We start from the raw sequence: 17213 nt of genomic DNA on the forward strand, positions 1-17213 counted from the left end.
TTATAGAAGACATGAAGAAGATAATGAAGCTGGCAAGTGTGGTGCTGCTGGCTGTAATTGCAGCAAGTTCCTGCAAAAAAGAGAACCACCCGCTCGACCTGAACTTTACCCCGGTGGGCACTTTGGCCACGCCTAATGATAATGCCGATGTAAAACTCGACCCAACCAGCGCGGCAACCGTGCTGTTCAAATGGGATGCTGCGGCAGATGCCGATGGCGGGCTGATATTGTATGAAGTTGCCTTTGATAAAGATGGCGGCGACTTTAGCAAACCTGCCTTTAAAGTAATGAGCGATGGCGGCGGTGTGAAACCACAGGTAACCATCACCCATAAAGACCTGAATAAAATAGCCGCCGCGGCGGGCATTGCCTCATCAACCGTAGGCAAATTGAAGTGGACGGTTATCGCATCAAAAGGCACTAATAAAAAGCCTGCATCGGTAGCGCGTACCCTGCAAATGGAAAGGCCGGCCGGTTTTGCTGAGAACCCCGTTGACCTGTACATAACCGGCTCGGCTACCGAAGGTGGTACCGATCTGAGCAAAGCGGTGAAACTCAAAAAAACCGAAGACGGCGTATTTGAAATTTATACCTCGCTTAAGGCAGGCGATTACATCCTGACCGATAAAAACAGCGATGGCGGTAAAAAATACTATGTAGATAATGGCATCATTAAAGAGGGCAATACCCCGGTTACGGTTAGCGGTGCCGAGAAGGTGTACCGTTTGAATTTTGATTTCACATCGGCCACCACCAAATCTATGCAGATCAACAACATCGGTTTGTATATGTCGGCCTACAATACCGAGATAGGTACGCTTAACTACATTGGCAATGGCGTGTTCGAAGCACCTAACGTGGCGGTAGAGTTCTACCAGTTCTCGTGGGGGCGCGATGAGCGTTACAAATTTGTGATGCACACCGCCGCCGGGAACGAATACGTGGGCAGCACCAACGCCAATAACGTAGCCCCGGCAGGCCAACCGGCATCATACTTTTACCTGGTGCCGGTAACTGGTTCGCAGTGGGATAATACCTACAAGTTCGACCCTTCGGCCGATAAAAAGAATGTTAAGGTTGATGTGATGTTTCAGCCCGCAGCTTATACACATAAAGTAACCGTTCTATAATTCCCCTGCTGCAGCACCCCGCCGCCCATGCGGCGGGTGCTGTATTTAGGCTTATCAGTACCTCATGAAAAAAATAATATTCGGGTTAATGGCTGTTGCAACTGTGTTGGCAGCATCGTGCGGAAAGGAAAAAACAGTAACGCCGGGTGACGGTGGGGGCGGCGGTACCACAAACCCGCCGGTAGATCCGCCCGTTACTACGGTTAATTATCTGAATCTTGCTAAAGAGACACGCAGTTTTATCAGCAGCAACCTGCTTACATCAAATTTTAGTTACCGGGCAAACACTACCTCGCAGTCCAATTCCTGTTTCGAGTGGTATAACGTGAGCCAGATATATGCCGACGCTGCTTTGGTGGCCGCCGGCGACGCCTCAGCACTGCCTTATATGAACAACACTTTTAAGTTTATGGAAGGCTTTTGGGATAAGTCCGACTTGCGCGGAGGGTATTTTGCCTCGGTAAGGCTTGATGGTACCGGCGCAGGCGGCGATAAATATGTGGACGATAACGGCTTAACGGGTATGGTTTACCTCGAAGCCTATGAAATTACTACAGGGGCTGACAAAGCCGCCTACCTGGCCAAAGCAAAGGCCTGTGCCGACTGGCTCATTAACAGCGGGCTGTGGGATGGTACCTACGGCGGCGGCTTTTGGTGGAGTACTGCCAAGCCCGATAAACCAACACAATCTAACGGTGTGGCCATGCAACTATTCGCCAAACTCTACACCATTACCGGCGAAACCGTTTATTTAGATTGGGCAACCAAAACCAATAACTGGCTACGCAACACCATGTACGATTCTGCAAGCGGCCTCTACATCTGGAAGATAGATGGCGGCGGCGCGGGCACAAAACATTTCGAAAAATTCACCTACGATAATGCGGTGATGTTAGAAGCCTACCTGCTGTATGGTAAGGCTGTTAACGATGCCGCAGGCTATTTGGCCAAAGCACAGGATATTGGCAACGCCATGAATACGGTGCTATGGAACGCCCAATACAAAGGCTACATTTTTAACACCGACCCAACCCAAACGCGCGTTAACCCCGCCTGGTGCGGCTGGGGTACGCAGGGCATGATAAGGTTGTATGAGCAGGATAAAGACGAAAAGTGGCTTACCTTCGCACGGAACAATATTAACGCCCTGAATACCGCAACGCGGAATGCCGATTCGCACGCTTACTACTTTTTTGCAGCTTTTAACGGCAGCAACCGCTCGCCCGAGATTGAGGGTGTAGACCAGGCATGGATGCAAAGGGTACAGGCTATGATGGCCAAATACGATAAGTAAAATACGGGGCGGATGCTCCTTAAAAAGATACAGATACATGAAAGTTAAATTCGGTTTAGGGATAGCTTTGGTGGCCGCAATATTGGCGGGCTGCAGTGTGAAACGCGAAAGTGTTTTAAGATACGTGGACCCTAATATTGGTACGGCGCACAGCCGCTGGTTTTTCTACACGCCTGCTGCGGTGCCATACGGTATGGCCAAACTGGCTCCATCAACCAACGGGCACTATGGTAACCCCTCGGGATGGGAAGCAGTTGGGTACGATACCCGCCAAAACTCGATAGAAGGTTTTGTACACTTCCACGAATGGCAGGTGGGCGGCTTAAGCTATATGCCAACCACAGGCACGCTCAAAACAAAACCCGGCGACCTGGAGGGCCCGAACATCGGCTATCGCTCTAAATTCGACAGGAAGAACCAGGTGGCAGAGCCGGGTTACTATAAAGTGCTGCTGGATGATTACGGCATCACTGCCGAACTTACCGCTACCAAAAGGGTGGGCTTTCAGCGCTACACGTTCCCGGTTAATGAGCAAGTGCATATTTTACTGGATGTAGGCAACAAGCAGGGCGAAAGCGATATTGTTACTGATGCCTCCGTAAAAATGACCGACGATACGCACTTTGAGGGTTATGTAATAACCTACCCTAAGTATGTAAAGATATACGACCCGGCAGGCAAGGTTGCCATGTATTTCTATGGCGAGCTGAGCAAAAAGCCGACAAACATTACCGCCTTTACAAGTGATAAAGTAACCGAAAATAGTAACTCGGCAACAGGCAAAGGGGCAGGCTTATCGCTCAATTATAAAACTACCGAGGGTGAAACTATCGAGGTAAAAACAGGCCTCTCGTACACTTCTGTTGCCAACGCTAAAGCCAATTTTGCTACAGAAGCAACAGGTTTATCTTTTGAGCAGGCTCGTAAGAACGCGCAGGAAACCTGGGAGCAACAATTAGGTAAAATAGCGGTGCAAGATACCAGCCTGCAAAATAAAACCAAGTTTTACACGGGGCTTTTCCATGCCTTGCTGGGTAGGGGCATAGCAAGCGATGTGAACGGTGCTTACCCAAAACATGGCGGACTGATCGGCCAATTGCCGGCACAAACCAACAGTGATTTGAAGGCCGAATTTATTAATACCGATGCTATTTGGGGCGGTTTTTGGAATATTACCCAACTATGGTCGCTATCGTACCCCGAGTGGTATGGCAGCTTTGTAAATACCCAGCTACAGCTTTATAAGGACAAGGGCTGGTTTGGCGATGGCATTGCCAACAGCGAATATGTATCGGGCGTGGGTACCAACTTTGTGGGCTTGGCAGTTGCCGGGGCCTATAACGTTGGCATCCGTAATTACGATGTTAACCTGGCCTACCAGGCGGTTAGGGCGAACGAATTGGGTTACAAGAACCGCGCGGTAGGCTCGGGTAAATTAGATACCAAGGCCTTTGTTGAACATGGCTACGTGCCCTTCTTCGACCAAACGGGGCGCGATTTTGTGACCGATTCTACCGGTTCCAACTTTGCAGGCTCGCATACTTTGGAGTATAGCTACAGCGCATTTGCCGCTGCACAAATGGCCAAAGCGATGGGTAAAACTGCCGACTACGGCCAACTGATCAAATTATCTAACGGCTGGCGGCAAATACTCAACCCGCAAAATAAACTGATGCAGCCTAAGCGCGCCAACGGTAGTTTTATAGAAAAATTCGACCCGTACCAGCCATGGAGGGGTTTCCAGGAAGGGAATGCGGTGCAGTATACTTTTTATGTGCCGCAAAACCCGGCGGGATTAGTCGAAGCTATCGGTAAAGATAATTTCAATAAAAGGCTGGATAGCATCTTCACCGTGTCGGAGAAATTAGGCTTTGGCGGCGGTAAAACTATAGATGCATTTGCTGGTATCAATTCTATCTACAACCATGGTAACCAACCCAATTTGCATATAAGCTGGTTGTTCAACTTCTCGGGCAAACCATGGCTTACGCAAAAATGGACAAGGCTCATCGGCAGCGATTTTTACGGCACCGAACCCATCCACGGCTATGGCTACGGGCAGGATGAAGACCAGGGGCAATTAGGCTCGTGGTATGTAATGAACGCCTTGGGCTTGTTCGATGTAAAAGGCTTTACCGATTTGCGCCCTATTATTGAACTGGGCAGCCCGATATTCGAAAAAGCTACTATCACTTTGGGCAACGGCAAAACGCTTACTATCGAAACAAAAAATAATTCTAAAGAGAACGCTTACATACAGTCGGCAGAGTTTAACGGCGCAGTACTAAACAATTGCTGGCTTTACCGCGACGAACTGATGAAGGGCGGCAAGCTAAGCTTTGTAATGGGCAGCCAACCCAACACCAATTGGGGCACGCAAACGCCGCCGCCATCGGCACAATAAAAAAACCGTTTTTAATGGGATGAGGACAGGATGAGAACGCTGGTACTACGAAACAATTAAAACCAAATAAACATCTGTTATGAGAACTTATCAAAACCAAAAGCTGCTTGCGGCCGGCTTGCTGCTGTGCCTAAGTGTACACCTTGCTGCCTGTAAAAAAGACCAGGCGACCGCATTGGCCAAACAAACTACCGATTCGGTTTCGGCCACGGGGAAGAAAACCAAGGTGCAAAGCACATCGTCGGCCTATTACATTAAGGCTAACGAAACGCACAATTTTGTGTACGGCAATTTGCTAACCACCTACAACAGTTACCGCGTAAATACCACTACACAAACTACCACGGCCTACGAGTGGTACAACATCAGCCAGATATATGCCGATGCAGCCATGGTAAAAATAGGGGCGACCGCCTACGCGCCCTATATGAACAACACCTTTACCTGGATGAACAATATGTGGAACGGTGCCAGTCCGACAGGCGGTTATTATGCCGCCGCAAACATTAATGGTACAGGTGCCGCAGGCGATAAGTATACCGATGATAATGCCCTCTCGGGCGTGGCCTACCTTGATGCTTACGACGTTACAACCGGTACCACCAAAACCAATTACCTGAATGCGGCCAAAGCCTGCGCCAATTGGCTGATGAACAGCGGCCAGTGGGATACCGTATACGGCGGTGGCTTTTGGTGGAACACCATTAAAGAGAGCAAACCCACGCAAACCAACGGGTTGGCCATGCAGCTTTTCCTGAGGCTGTATCAAATTACCGGGCAAACTTTTTACCGCGATTGGGCCGTATCGGTCAAAAACTGGATGCTGGCCAATATGCTCGATACTACAACCGGGCTGTACATCTGGAAGATAGACGGGCCAGGAGCAGGTACGAAACATATGGAGAAATTCACTTACGATAATGCCATTATGGTAGAGGCTTTCTTGCTGTACGCGCAAATAATGGCGGATAATACCTTTGTAACCAAAGCTCAAAACCTGGGCAGCGCCATGAATACTACGTTGTGGCAAAGCACCTACCATGTATACAAATTCAACACGGCCGATGGCAGGATAAACCCGGCCTGGTGTGTATGGGGCTCGCAAGCTATGATAAAACTTTACCAGCGCGATGGCAACACCGCCTGGCTCGATTACGCCCAGCAGAATATCGACTACATGAACACCAAACTGCGTAACACCACCAATTTGGGCTACTACCACTTCTGCAATTTTGATGGCAGCAATGTAGAAACCCGCTTTGAGGGTGTAGACCAGGCATGGATGCAGCGCACGCAAGCTATGCTATCTGATTACAGGTAAATATTTAATACCATGAACTTTAAAAACTATTTGCGTTTAGCATTTTCGGCCGCTGCCTTCTCGGCATGGTTTAGCCCATGCATCGCGCAGCAAAAAAACACAGCCCTTGTTTATAAACAACGCGCTGAAGAAATGTACGCCCGCGTTTGGAAGCTTTACCGCGTGCCGGCACAAAAGGGACTGTTTGCCGAGAACTATCCGTCGAACAAAAAGGATACGCTCAACTATTTCCAGGGTGAGGGGGTGAAGGAAAAAGAGGTAAGTTTTTTGTGGCCGTTCTCGGGTGTGTTTACGGCTACCAACGTGCTGATGAGGCTACCCGGGCTAAAGCCCAAATACAAACCTTATCAGGATAGTTTGATAGTAGGGGTGGAGCAATACCGTGATACCGTGCGCAAACCCACAGGTTACCAGGCCTACCCGGTAAAGTTTGAAAAGGCCGACAGGTACTACGACGATAACGGGCTGGTGGGGATAGACTACATGGAATCGTACTTTAACACCCGCAACCCACTTTACCTGCAACGCGCCAAAGAGGTTTTTAAATTCATATTAAGCGGCTGGAATGATGATGTGGGCGGCGGCGTAACCTGGCTGGAAGGGCACCGCGACCAAAAGCCCGCCTGCACCAACGGCATGGCCACCTTAACAACCCTGAAGATATACGAGGGTAGCAAGGATAAATACTACCTGGAGCAAGGCAAGCGCTTTTATAGTTGGATGTATAACACCCTGCGCGATAGCACTACGGGTATTATCACCAACGATGTAAAGATGGACGGCAAGCAAAACCGCACCTTCTGGACCTACAACACCGGCTCGCTGATAGAGGCTGCCGTACTGCTTTACCGCTTTACGGGCGAGAAACAATATCTGCAGCAAGCACAGCAATTGGCGGCTGATAGTTATAAATACTACAGCGGTATCCCGCACGATAAAAACCTTTTGCTGCACGTGGATGTGCCATGGTTTGTAACCGTGTTGTTCAGAGGGTACGAGGCTTTGTATAAGCAAGACGGCAACTACAAATACCTTGCTGCCATTGAGCACGACCTGAACTACGCCTGGGAAAACACCCGCGATAAATATGGCTTCACCACCCATAGCTGGACACCCAAACCGACCGAAATGAGCAAACCCAAATGGCTGTTAGATGAAGCCTGCATAGCCGAGCTGTATGCCCGCCTGGCTATGATCAAAAATAAACAGTGAGTTAGTTGATAATTGGTTAAAGTGAGCGCCGTCGGGTTGAGAACCGGCGGCGTTTTTTGTTTGATGTTGATTTTTGCAATGAGTTATGATACAGTTAGTTTGCCGCGCATAATTGTTCATTTTGTTCATGCCCGTTCTTTGATGCTTTAAATGCGGATATTTGATATTATCCCTAAAGGATGGCTTTTTTAATCGGAAAATTTATTGTGATCGTAATTTATGTTGATCAATATTATTACAGTAAACGCTACGAAACCGGTGCCTTGCAGCATATGTAAAAAGGCTGCGATAGATACATCACATAACGCGACCCCGTTAAAAACGCAAGCCGGAGATTTCTTCGGCAATTTATTTGATACCAAAGATTGGCCCGCGCGCTGGCATTGCGGCAACTGGACCGACCTGCACGGCTGGTTGTATATAGCAGCCGACCTGCTAATTTTTGTATCCTATTTTGCCATCCCCATCCTTTTGGCTTTGGTGGTAAAACGAAGGGCGGACCTACCCTTCATGAGGATAATTTGGTTGTTTGTTGCATTCATTGTTCTATGCGGATGCACGCATTTGATAGATGCAGCAATTTTTTGGTGGCCCGCCTATCGGTTAAGTGCGTTCATCAGGATATTAACCGGGGTTGTTTCAGTGTCTACCCTGATTGCTTTATACAAGGTATTGCCTGATATATTAACGCTTAGAAGCGTTGCCGAACTTAAAAAAGAGATTAAACAACGGGAGGAAGCCGAAGCAGCGCTAAATAAATCGCATCAGCTGTTGGTTGACAGCCACGAGCAACTCCGGTCGTTTACGCATATATTATCGCACAATATCCGCAACCATGCCAGCAATGTAGCCCTACTTACCGATATGGTAGACCGGCAGGGCCTTGAAGAGTACAATGCCGACCTGTTTGATAAGATAGCAAAAGTATCGCAGGGGCTTATCAGCACGGTAAACGACGTTGCCGAGGCTATTATGATAAAGGAGCGGCACGTTGAGCCTGTTTTGATAACCTTTCAGGAGGTTATAAATGATGTTTTGAAAGAGTTGCGCACCGAAATAGACGCCAGTAAGGTTACGATAGAAGCAGATCTGCAGGTGCAATCGATACTTTACCCGGCAGAATATTTAAAGAGCATCTTGATCAACCTTTTGTCTAACGCCATTAAATACAGGCGGTACGATGTTGCCTCCACTGTGCTTATCAGTACTTATACAGATGAAAACGGATCTGTTATTATGGATTGCGCAGACAACGGTATAGGTATCGACCTTGCCCTGCATGGCGATAAAGTATTCGGGCTTTATAAAACTTTTCATCCACATAAAGATGCGCATGGCGTTGGGCTTTTTTTGGTAAAAACCCAGGTAGAATCGCAACGAGGCAGCATTACGGTGAAGAGTAAAATAGGAGAGGGCACAACTTTTAAGGTTAACTTTAATCAGAAAGCAAGGACATGAGCATAAGAAAAGTTTGCATAATTGACGACGACGAGATATATACCTGTATCATTAAAAGAATGATAGCCGGCTCGGGCCTGGCATCAAGCGAGTTGTTTTTTCCGAACGGGCAGGAAGCTATAGAGTTTTTTAAGAGCAATATCTCGGGTAAGCCTGATGCCCTGCCCGATGTTATTCTGTTAGATATTAATATGCCGGTGTTGGATGGATGGCAATTCTTAGATAAATTTTCGTTGCTTGATTCCCCCGCACAAAAAGACATCCCCATTTTCATTGTCAGTTCGTCAATTGATGAAAAAGATCACCGGAAAGCAAAATCGTACCCGCAGGTATTGGATTATGTGGTGAAGCCGGTAAGTTTAGATAGCCTGAAAAAGCTGTTTGATAAGGTGGCAATGGTTTAATATTAGCTTCATGATAATAGCGTTATAACTGCAGAGACCCGTTGTTGCTTTAATAAGATTTAAAATAGCGATATAAAAAAGGCCGCTTCCTGTTTAAAGGAGCGGCCTCTTTTGTGATGTTAAAATAGCTGAGCGGTAAAGTACCGCCCGCTACTGTTTAGTGTTGTTGTTAAAACAACGAGAACTCTACCCTGCGGTTCATGGCCCGCCCCTTAGCTGTTTTGTTTGTAGCAATTGGCTGTGTGTAGCCATACCCGGTAGCTTCTATACGCGATGCATTAGCGCCTTTCTTAACCAGGTAATTTTTAACTGCTTGTGCCCTTGCTTTAGACAGTTTAAAGTTTGCCAGCATGCTGCCTGTATTATCGGTATGCCCGGCAAGTTTCAGGCTGAAATCTTTCTTGATCAACAGGTCGGCAACACGATCCAAAACCGGGTACGATTTTGTTTTGATAGTTGCTTTACCCCATTCAAATTCAAGGTCTTTTATGGCATCGCCTATTACCCTCCGATCTTGTTCGGTTATCACTTTCTCTGTAATTACCGGTGCAGGTATCTTAATAGGGCAGCCGGAACCATCTACCGGTGTATTGGCCGGAGTGTCGGGGCATTTGTCAAATTTATTGGCCACACCATCGTGGTCGTCATCAGCCATATCACGCTCGTATTGCTGTTGCTCTGCCAGGCGTTTGCGTTCGGCCTCTGCCAGTTCGGCTTGTAAGCGCGCATTTCGGGCGGCATTTTCATCATTCAAAGCGGCTACCGGGCTGTAGTTTTGTAGTTTCGGACGGCTCTTTTTGCCTAAGCTATATTCTATACCGCCGTGTATGTACGAAAAGTGATCATATAAACCGCTCCTATACCCATCAAAATTGTTGGTTTTCACAGCATATACGCGATAGCCCAAATCGATACCCACCCTATCGGAAACACCAATTTTAAAGCCGAGGCCTATTGGTATAAACCAAGTTTTTTGGTTGCTGTTGCTGTTTGCGCCTGGGGCGTTGTATACGGTGGCACTGTAGCCCATGTAGCCCCCGCCTATGGTTGCGTAAGGGAAAATATCGTGCCTGTTATTTAAATTCAGGTTAGGGATGGTTAGGTTAACGCTAAGGGCGGCCGACCAATTTATTCTTGTGTTATAGCCGCTGTTCTCGGGGTTAAGCGTTCCCACGGGTACATTGTTCAACTGAGTGCCATGTACTTTGCCACCCAGGAAGTCTAATTGCAGGCCCACATTAGAAAGTAACTGGTCTTTTAAATAAAACCCATACCCCAATGTGTGGTGTGTGGTACGGTAATCGCCATTGGTAACACGGTTAAAGGGTGTCCAGTGAGTAAGCGAACCTCCGTTTAATCCAAAAGACCATGTGCGAAATTTAATTGCGGTATCAGGGATGATGTTTTGCGCCATAGCCGAAGTTGAAACAGCTAACAAGAGCAAAATTAAGCAGTTGTATTTTATTATTGATTTCATGATGGTTAAAGTTAAGTTGTGTTAAGTAGCCGGTAGTTTTAAACACGCTATCATATAAACTATTAAAGGGTTGAGGTGACTAATCCATATTAGCGGAAATCTTTATCACCTGTTATCATTTGTAATATGGTACGCATAGTGATCCTCATATCAAGCGAGAACGACCAGTTTTTCAGGTACCAGAGGTCGGCCTCTACACGGGCCTGCATTTCAGATACCGTTTTGGTTTGGCCGCGCAGCCCGTTCACCTGTGCCCATCCGGTAATACCCGGTTTAACAAAGTGCCTCACCATAAAAGTGTCTATTAGTTTTGCATATTCTTTTGTTTGGGAAAGCATATGCGGCCTGGGGCCTATAACAGACATATTGCCCATAAGTACATTGAAAAACTGTGGCAGCTCATCAAGGTTATACCGCCTTAAAAAAGCACCTATCCTGGTTATGCGTGGGTCGCCTTTTGCGGTTTGTAAAGTATCGCAATCTGCATTGATGTACATGCTGCGGAACTTGTAGCAATGAAACGTTTTGTTATTGCGCGACGATCGTTTTTGCGAAAAAATGAAAGGGCCCTTAGACTCGATCGTTATCAGCAGAGCAAGAATTGGCATTAGCCAGCTCAAAATAAAAATGATAACGGCTAAGGAGAAAACAATGTCAAAAGCCCTTTTGGTGCTACGGAACCAATAGTTGTTAGGGTAAAACATCTTTTCGTCTTCACCTTCGAGTAATAAGGCGTTGAACGTTACAGCGTTGTTTATAACCACGTTAGTGTTTGGCCGTAAGTAATTGGGGTCGTAAAGAGGAGCGGAGTACCTCATTAGTTCCTTGTCCTGTTTAATTCTTGAAGCCGGTTTAAACAGTTGGGAGTAACCGGAAGTTAGGCCTTCGTATACCAAAATGGAGATAATACGGGCAGGTGATGTAATTCTTTCCATGGGTGGATATGTTTAGTTAATAATTTGTGAAGACTGTTCTACTGCATTTGATAATTGTGGTATGGGTTGTTTACTGTTTTAGGTTGATCTGTTTTACCTTCGGCCGAGTGTGATAATAAGCAGTGCCGTATTTAACAGAAGCAAGCCCGGTTGCGCCAGGGTCGAAATGTCCTGTATCTTTTCGTTTTTGATAGCGCGTTTATTTTGCGCAACGTAGATAACATCCTTGCTTTGTAAAATGGTGGCAGGGTTAGAAACCGACCTGAAATCGTTAAGGTCGATGGTTAATGCGCGTGCATTTGCCATACCGCCCCTAACGATCTTTACGGTTTTTTCATCCGCTTTTTCGGTTAATCCTCCCGCCTGGGCTATCATATCTACTAAAGTGGTTTTATCGCTTACCAGCATGTAGCTTCCGGGGTTCCTTACTTCGCCAAACACGGCAACCTTCAGGCTCATTATCTTCAGTTCGATAATTGGGTTTTTCAATACCGATTTTGCATAGAGCGACTGTATTTTGTTAGCCGCTTCTAACTTTGTTAAGCCGGCAACCTTCACCTTGCCTAATACAGGCAGCGCCACGGTACTGTCGTTTTCTACCTGGTAGGTTTGCGCCTGGGGTACAGATGCAGCACTACTGCTGTTCACATTGCCCCCCGGCACGCTATACACATAGCTTATATCCTGCAGGTTGCGCATTTGCAGTACATCCTGCGTTTCTATCTTGTATTCAGGCGGCGCAGAAGTTATCGGCGGCATATTTTCGTTTACCGCGTTTTTCTCAAAAAGTACCTGGTTTTGCTTGTACGAGCAAGAGGCATTAGCCATAAGCAGCACACCACACATCACAGCTAAAAGGCCCTTCGTTTTTTTGTTGATGTAAGCCATGTTGTTAGTTGTTTTTTAGTTGGAGTTTTATTTGTGGTTCGTTTGCTCTTTGTGGTTTTTCTACTCTTTGCGGTTTTTCTGCAAGCCTTTCGCGGGTTATCTTCTCAAAATGCGCCGCGTATGAATTAACAATGTTGTCGATGTTGTAGAAATTTGCAATCCTGTCGCGGTTGTTGGCTATCATGTTGTTGTACAGTCCGGTTGATTTCTGGATGTTCAGTAGGCTGAATGCCACATCATTCGCGGTAGAAAAATATTGTGCATTTTCGTTCAGCACGGCCCGGTTAAACACATTGTCGTTAGCGCAAATGAGGGCGTTAGAGGCCATAGCCTCCAGCAACGAGGGGTTGGTGCCCCCAACAGTGTGCCCGTGGAAGTATAAATTGGAATAGTACCTTAAATTGTCGAGCTTGTTTAAGGAGTAGATGCCCCCGCAAAAAACGATGTTTGGGTTGTTTTTAAACTTGGCTACCAGGTAATTGCCGAATACGTTGTTAGTATTGCCAACTACTAAAAATTTGCGGTTTGTTTGTGCCAGGGCATGCCCATCCAGTATCATCTCTATACTGTTTTCGGGCTCCATCCGTGCAATTAGTATGTCGTAATTGTAAGGCTCAACATTGTACTCTTCTAGGCAGGCAAGGTTGGGCTCATCAAACAGCGTTGCACCGTAAGGTATAAACACGGGCTCTTTACCGTATTTATTTTTGAGGTAGCGTTGTATTTCAATGGAGTCTGCTATCAAATGGTCGCTTGTTAATACAGCAAGCCGCTCGGCAACGCGCAAAAAGGCTTTCGTTTTTTTCGAGTACTTCGCTCGTGCCCATTCCATACCATCCATATTGGTGGTTATTATCGAATTAATGGGTAACAGCCATCCCCAAATAGAGCTGCTGGTATAGCCCAATTGAAGTATGATGTCAAAGTTTTTCTTTCGTGCATCTCTTATGCAGTTCAGGTCGTAAAAAAATTGGCCAACCGTACCCATCTTGTATTCCGGGTCGTAACAGTGGCAGATCTCTACTCCATTCCACTCCTTTTCCTGATAGGGATGGTTGTGGGAGTTATAAACTGTCACTTCGTAGTTTTTCTTGACCAAACCGGCCGATAGGTATTCCGCACATTGTTCAAAACCACCGTAGTGGTTGGGGATGCCTCTTGTTCCAATGATTGCTATGCGCATGGTATATAGTATTATAGGTGGATAATATTTTCTATTACAGGTGTCAGTATTGTTGCCAGCTGTAAGGCCTTCTGAGGCAGGGCGTTTATAGCTGTAAAACAATAATGTAAATTACACTATGTGCAGTAAAAGGCGCGGGTTGAACAACCCATATAAGTAAAATGGCCGAGGCTGAATGAGGGGTAGAGTACTGAATGAAGCAATAAGCAGTGAATAAAACGAACGGAACGATTTGGGTAGTGCTTTTACATAAGCTATGTTATTATATGCTACATTTAAAACAGATGCGGGAGGGAGGGAATGTGTATAAAAAGGTTTTTTAATGCCGGGCGGCCTGGCCTGTTATTTAAGCAGTAAACACTATGAACAACGCTTTGAAATTTTTAACCAGGATAAACCTGAAAACTATTCGTTTTAACTTTAAATACTTCCCTTTTAAAACGGCAATAAAATTCCCGGTATTAATTTCTAACAATGTTTTTTTACACCGTATGCAAGGGCGGGTAATTTTAAACGGGCCTATCCGAACTGCACTTGTGCAAATAGGCTTTGGCCGGATAGGGATATCGGATTTTAAACGGTCGCGTGCCGTGTGGGAAGTGTATGGCGATGTGGTTTTTAATGGCCGGGCATTTATTATGCATGGCTGCAAACTAAATGTTAGCGAAGGTGCGCAACTCATATTCGGCGACGATTTTAATATGAGCACCGAGTGTGCCATAGTTGCAGCTAAAAAAATAGAGATTGGCAATCACAGTGGTATATCCTGGGAGAGCTTAGTTATGGATACCGATTTCCACCACATAGCCGATGAAACAGGCGTGGTGTTTAATCACCCCAAGGAAATAATTATTGGCGATAACGTTTGGGTGGGCTGCCGTTGCACTATTCTAAAAGGTGCCGTTATCCCTAATGGAAGTATAGTTGCCGCAAACTCTATGGTAACTAAAGGACTTACAGGCGAAAAAAGCATTTTTGGCGGCAACCCACTTAGGGTATTAAAAAGTGGAATATCCTGGTGGTATTGATCTGCCGCTACCATTCACAAACTGAACAACTGCTATAACCGCCGCGCTCGTGGTTAAATTATCGGCAGTACAAAGTCGCCCAAATCGTAAACTAAGCCGTTGTTTCTGTCGGCTATTTTTTTAGCGGGCGTGCCGCCTACAACGGTATATGCCGCAACATCCCTCGTAACCACAGCACCTGCAGCTACTACAGCACCCTTACCTATTTTTACTCCGGGTAAAATTATAGCCCGCGAACATATCCAGGCATGGTCTTCTATAGTTACTGCGGCGCCTGTTTGGGCAAAATCGGGGCTGTTATAATCGTGGTGTAGGGTCCATATCATTACCTCATTACTCAGGTTTACATTGTTGCCTATAGATAAACCCATGCGGGCATCCAGCATTGCTTTATGGCCTATAATGGTACTGTTGCCGATTCGCATTTTCCATGGTGCGCGTACCTCGAAGCCTCGGTACAAGCCTACTTTTTTACCAATGTTCGCTCTTAATATCCGCAGCAACCCTATCCGCACAAAATGAAACGGCAACAGCGCTATAGTTGCCGAAACTATATAGATACACGAACCTTTAAATTTTTCGAAGCTACTTGCCATAAGAATAGGTTTATGCAGAAATTTTTATGGTGGGGATCTCTTGCTTTATCAAATTTGCCTCAGTTGCAAAGCACCTGCTTTTTAATACTTTGGCGGGCACTCCTCTTGCTATCGAATTTGGAGGCACAGACCTGGTAACTACACTGCCCGCCGCTATTACACAACCCTCGCCAATAGTAACACCATCTATAATAGTTACACCGGCGCCAATCCAGCAGTTATCTTTTATTACTACCCCCACCCGGGTTACCCCCTGGTTTTTAATAATAACATCGGCATCTGCAAATACATGGTTTTCGGAGAATATTTTTACCCCCGGCCCAATTATTACGTTGTCGCCAATTTCTATCCCGCCCTGGCCGCCAATAAAAGCATTCTCGTTTATGCCGGTGTTGTTGCCTATGCTTACGCCAATACCCTTGTGGGCTATAACGCCGGTGCACAAAATGGTGCTGTTGCGGGCTATGGTTACATTGTCTTTTAGTTTTATGCCGTTTGCCGATAGGGCATTTAAATAAACACCATCTTCCAGTATCAAATTTTTGCCGGCAGATATCAGATGCGCATGTTTTATTTTAACCCCCGTGCCAATAAACATCAGCCCCTTTGATTTTACCAGTATTTTAACAAACAGGCCCCGCAGTACCTGGCGCGATCGGCCCAACAGCACAATAAACAGATCGAGCGGCTGGTAGTCGCTTTCCCATTTATAGTTAGGGTCGCGTTTTAGCTTTCTGATTAGTTTTTCAATTAACATTTGCCTTTTCAATTAATGTTAAAATTTGCTGTGCCGACTTCGACCATACAAAGTTTGCGGCCCTGTAAAGGCCCTTTTTAATTTTATCGTTATACAATACCGGGTCGTTCAGTAATGCATTTATTTTATGGGCAATATCGCAGGGGTTATCGGGCTCAAAATAAACCGCTGCATCGCCGCAAATTTCGGGCATGGCCGTTCGGTTAGATGTTGCTACCGGCACACCGCACTTCATGGCCTCTAACGGGGGTAAACCAAAACCTTCGGCAAAAGATGGGAAGCAAAAAACAGTGGCACATGCGTATATCAGCTGCAGGTCTTTTTCGGGCACGTGGCCGGTAAACATAATCCTGTCGCTTAATTTTTCGTCGGTTATGTATTTTTTCAAATCCGCATATAAATTGTTTTTTTCGCCAACTATCAGTAACGGGATCTTTTTATCGTCGAGATAGTTGAGCGCTTTTACCAGGTTTACCAGGTTTTTGCGAATGTTAACCCTGCCTACAAAAAGCAGGTAACTGCAAGGCAGCTCGTACTTGTTAATTACATTGTAAACAGCATCTTCGGCATAATAGCTTACCGGTTTAAAATCATCATTAATGCCATGGTATACCACGTTAATGCCCTTATCATTGGCAATGCCATTGCCTATGAGGCGTTTTTTTTCAGATTCGGATATGGCAATTATACTGTTGGCTGTTAGCGCCGAGCGTTTCATTTGTTTAAAGTACAACAGCTCGGGTTTAGTGTAATATTCCGGATGGTCCAGAAAAAGCACATCGTGTATGTAAGCTATCTTATAAAGTTTGCCCGGCCAGGTGCTGCTAAAGTTTTGGAATAACACCACGCTTAAGTTATACCGCAGTGCCGCTATTGGTATCAAAAACAGGTTTGATACCAGGTTGGGTAAATTTGCCAGCGATATTAGTTTAACGCTTGCCGGGAAGTATTCCATGGCTTGCTTGCGGTATTTACTGGTTATCAGCAAAAACAAATTAAAGCGGTCGTTATTGTTCAATATAAGTTCGTTCACGAGGTTTTTAACCACCATGTTTCCGCTTGGCGGCCCTTCAAAAAACCACTTGGCATCTATCCCTACGTTCAGTTTTGTGTTTGTGATAAGCAT

The 17213-nt window shown here is 46.0% G+C and carries 15 protein-coding genes; 8 read left to right on the forward strand and 7 right to left on the reverse strand.

Going from position 1 to position 17213, the window contains the following annotated elements; translation table 11 throughout:
• Positions 1-11: 11 nt before the first annotated feature.
• The 7 genes from BC343_RS24085 to BC343_RS24115 all read left to right on the forward strand — a co-directional run bounded on the left by BC343_RS24085 (position 12) and on the right by BC343_RS24115 (position 9223).
• A complete protein-coding gene (locus BC343_RS24085; RefSeq protein ID WP_078350355.1) occupies positions 12-1130 on the forward strand; it encodes a SusE domain-containing protein in 1119 nt (372 codons plus the stop codon).
• Between the two features lie 64 nt (positions 1131-1194).
• Positions 1195-2424: a glycoside hydrolase family 76 protein gene (locus tag BC343_RS24090; RefSeq protein ID WP_078350356.1), complete on the forward strand. Its 1230-nt coding sequence runs from the start codon at positions 1195-1197 to the stop codon at positions 2422-2424.
• 37 nt (positions 2425-2461) lie between these two features.
• A complete protein-coding gene (locus BC343_RS24095) occupies positions 2462-4828 on the forward strand; it encodes a GH92 family glycosyl hydrolase (protein ID WP_078350357.1) in 2367 nt (788 codons plus the stop codon).
• A gap of 79 nt (positions 4829-4907) precedes the next feature.
• On the forward strand, positions 4908-6149 hold the full coding sequence (locus tag BC343_RS24100; protein ID WP_078350358.1) for a glycoside hydrolase family 76 protein: 1242 nt from the start codon (positions 4908-4910) through the stop codon (positions 6147-6149).
• A 12-nt stretch (positions 6150-6161) separates the two neighbouring features.
• Positions 6162-7361, forward strand: coding sequence for a glycoside hydrolase family 76 protein (locus BC343_RS24105; RefSeq protein WP_078350359.1), 1200 nt, complete (start codon positions 6162-6164; stop codon positions 7359-7361).
• A 258-nt stretch (positions 7362-7619) separates the two neighbouring features.
• Positions 7620-8819 carry a sensor histidine kinase gene (locus tag BC343_RS24110; RefSeq protein ID WP_162276926.1) on the forward strand — a complete coding sequence of 400 codons (1200 nt, stop codon included), beginning with the start codon at positions 7620-7622 and terminating at the stop codon, positions 8817-8819.
• Entirely contained in the window at positions 8816-9223 is a 408-nt protein-coding gene (locus tag BC343_RS24115) for a response regulator (protein WP_078350361.1), read from the forward strand. Before BC343_RS24110 ends, BC343_RS24115 begins: the two co-directional genes overlap by 4 nt.
• A gap of 169 nt (positions 9224-9392) precedes the next feature.
• Here the strand turns inward: BC343_RS24115 and BC343_RS24120 are convergent, their stop codons facing one another.
• The 4 genes from BC343_RS24120 to BC343_RS24135 form a co-directional block, all read right to left on the reverse strand.
• Entirely contained in the window at positions 9393-10700 is a 1308-nt protein-coding gene (locus BC343_RS24120) for an OmpA family protein (protein ID WP_078350362.1), read from the reverse strand.
• Between the two features lie 89 nt (positions 10701-10789).
• Entirely contained in the window at positions 10790-11635 is an 846-nt protein-coding gene (locus BC343_RS24125; RefSeq protein ID WP_078350363.1) for a sugar transferase, read from the reverse strand.
• A gap of 93 nt (positions 11636-11728) precedes the next feature.
• Positions 11729-12523 (reverse strand): polysaccharide biosynthesis/export family protein, encoded by a 795-nt coding sequence (locus BC343_RS24130; RefSeq protein ID WP_078350364.1) that lies wholly within the window; start codon positions 12521-12523, stop codon positions 11729-11731.
• Positions 12524-12527: 4 nt separating this feature from the next.
• The gene (locus BC343_RS24135) at positions 12528-13706 is read right to left on the reverse strand and encodes a DUF1972 domain-containing protein (RefSeq protein WP_078350514.1); all 1179 of its coding nucleotides are present in this window, start codon (positions 13704-13706) and stop codon (positions 12528-12530) included.
• 362 nt (positions 13707-14068) lie between these two features.
• Here BC343_RS24135 and BC343_RS24140 point away from each other — a divergent pair, with 362 nt between their 5' ends.
• Complete coding sequence (locus BC343_RS24140; protein ID WP_078350365.1) at positions 14069-14734, forward strand: acyltransferase; 666 nt, start codon at positions 14069-14071, stop codon at positions 14732-14734.
• A 53-nt stretch (positions 14735-14787) separates the two neighbouring features.
• Here the strand turns inward: BC343_RS24140 and BC343_RS31880 are convergent, their stop codons facing one another.
• The 3 genes from BC343_RS31880 to BC343_RS24155 are packed head-to-tail and all read right to left on the reverse strand — an operon-like array spanning position 14788 to position 17213.
• Entirely contained in the window at positions 14788-15330 is a 543-nt protein-coding gene (locus tag BC343_RS31880; RefSeq protein ID WP_078350366.1) for an acyltransferase, read from the reverse strand.
• A gap of 10 nt (positions 15331-15340) precedes the next feature.
• On the reverse strand, positions 15341-16087 hold the full coding sequence (locus BC343_RS24150; protein ID WP_078350367.1) for an acyltransferase: 747 nt from the start codon (positions 16085-16087) through the stop codon (positions 15341-15343).
• On the reverse strand, positions 16077-17213 hold the full coding sequence (locus BC343_RS24155; protein WP_078350368.1) for a glycosyltransferase family 4 protein: 1137 nt from the start codon (positions 17211-17213) through the stop codon (positions 16077-16079). Before BC343_RS24155 ends, BC343_RS24150 begins: the two co-directional genes overlap by 11 nt.

The sequence above is a fragment of the Mucilaginibacter pedocola genome (assembly GCF_002013915.1).
Lineage (GTDB): Bacteria > Bacteroidota > Bacteroidia > Sphingobacteriales > Sphingobacteriaceae > Mucilaginibacter > Mucilaginibacter pedocola.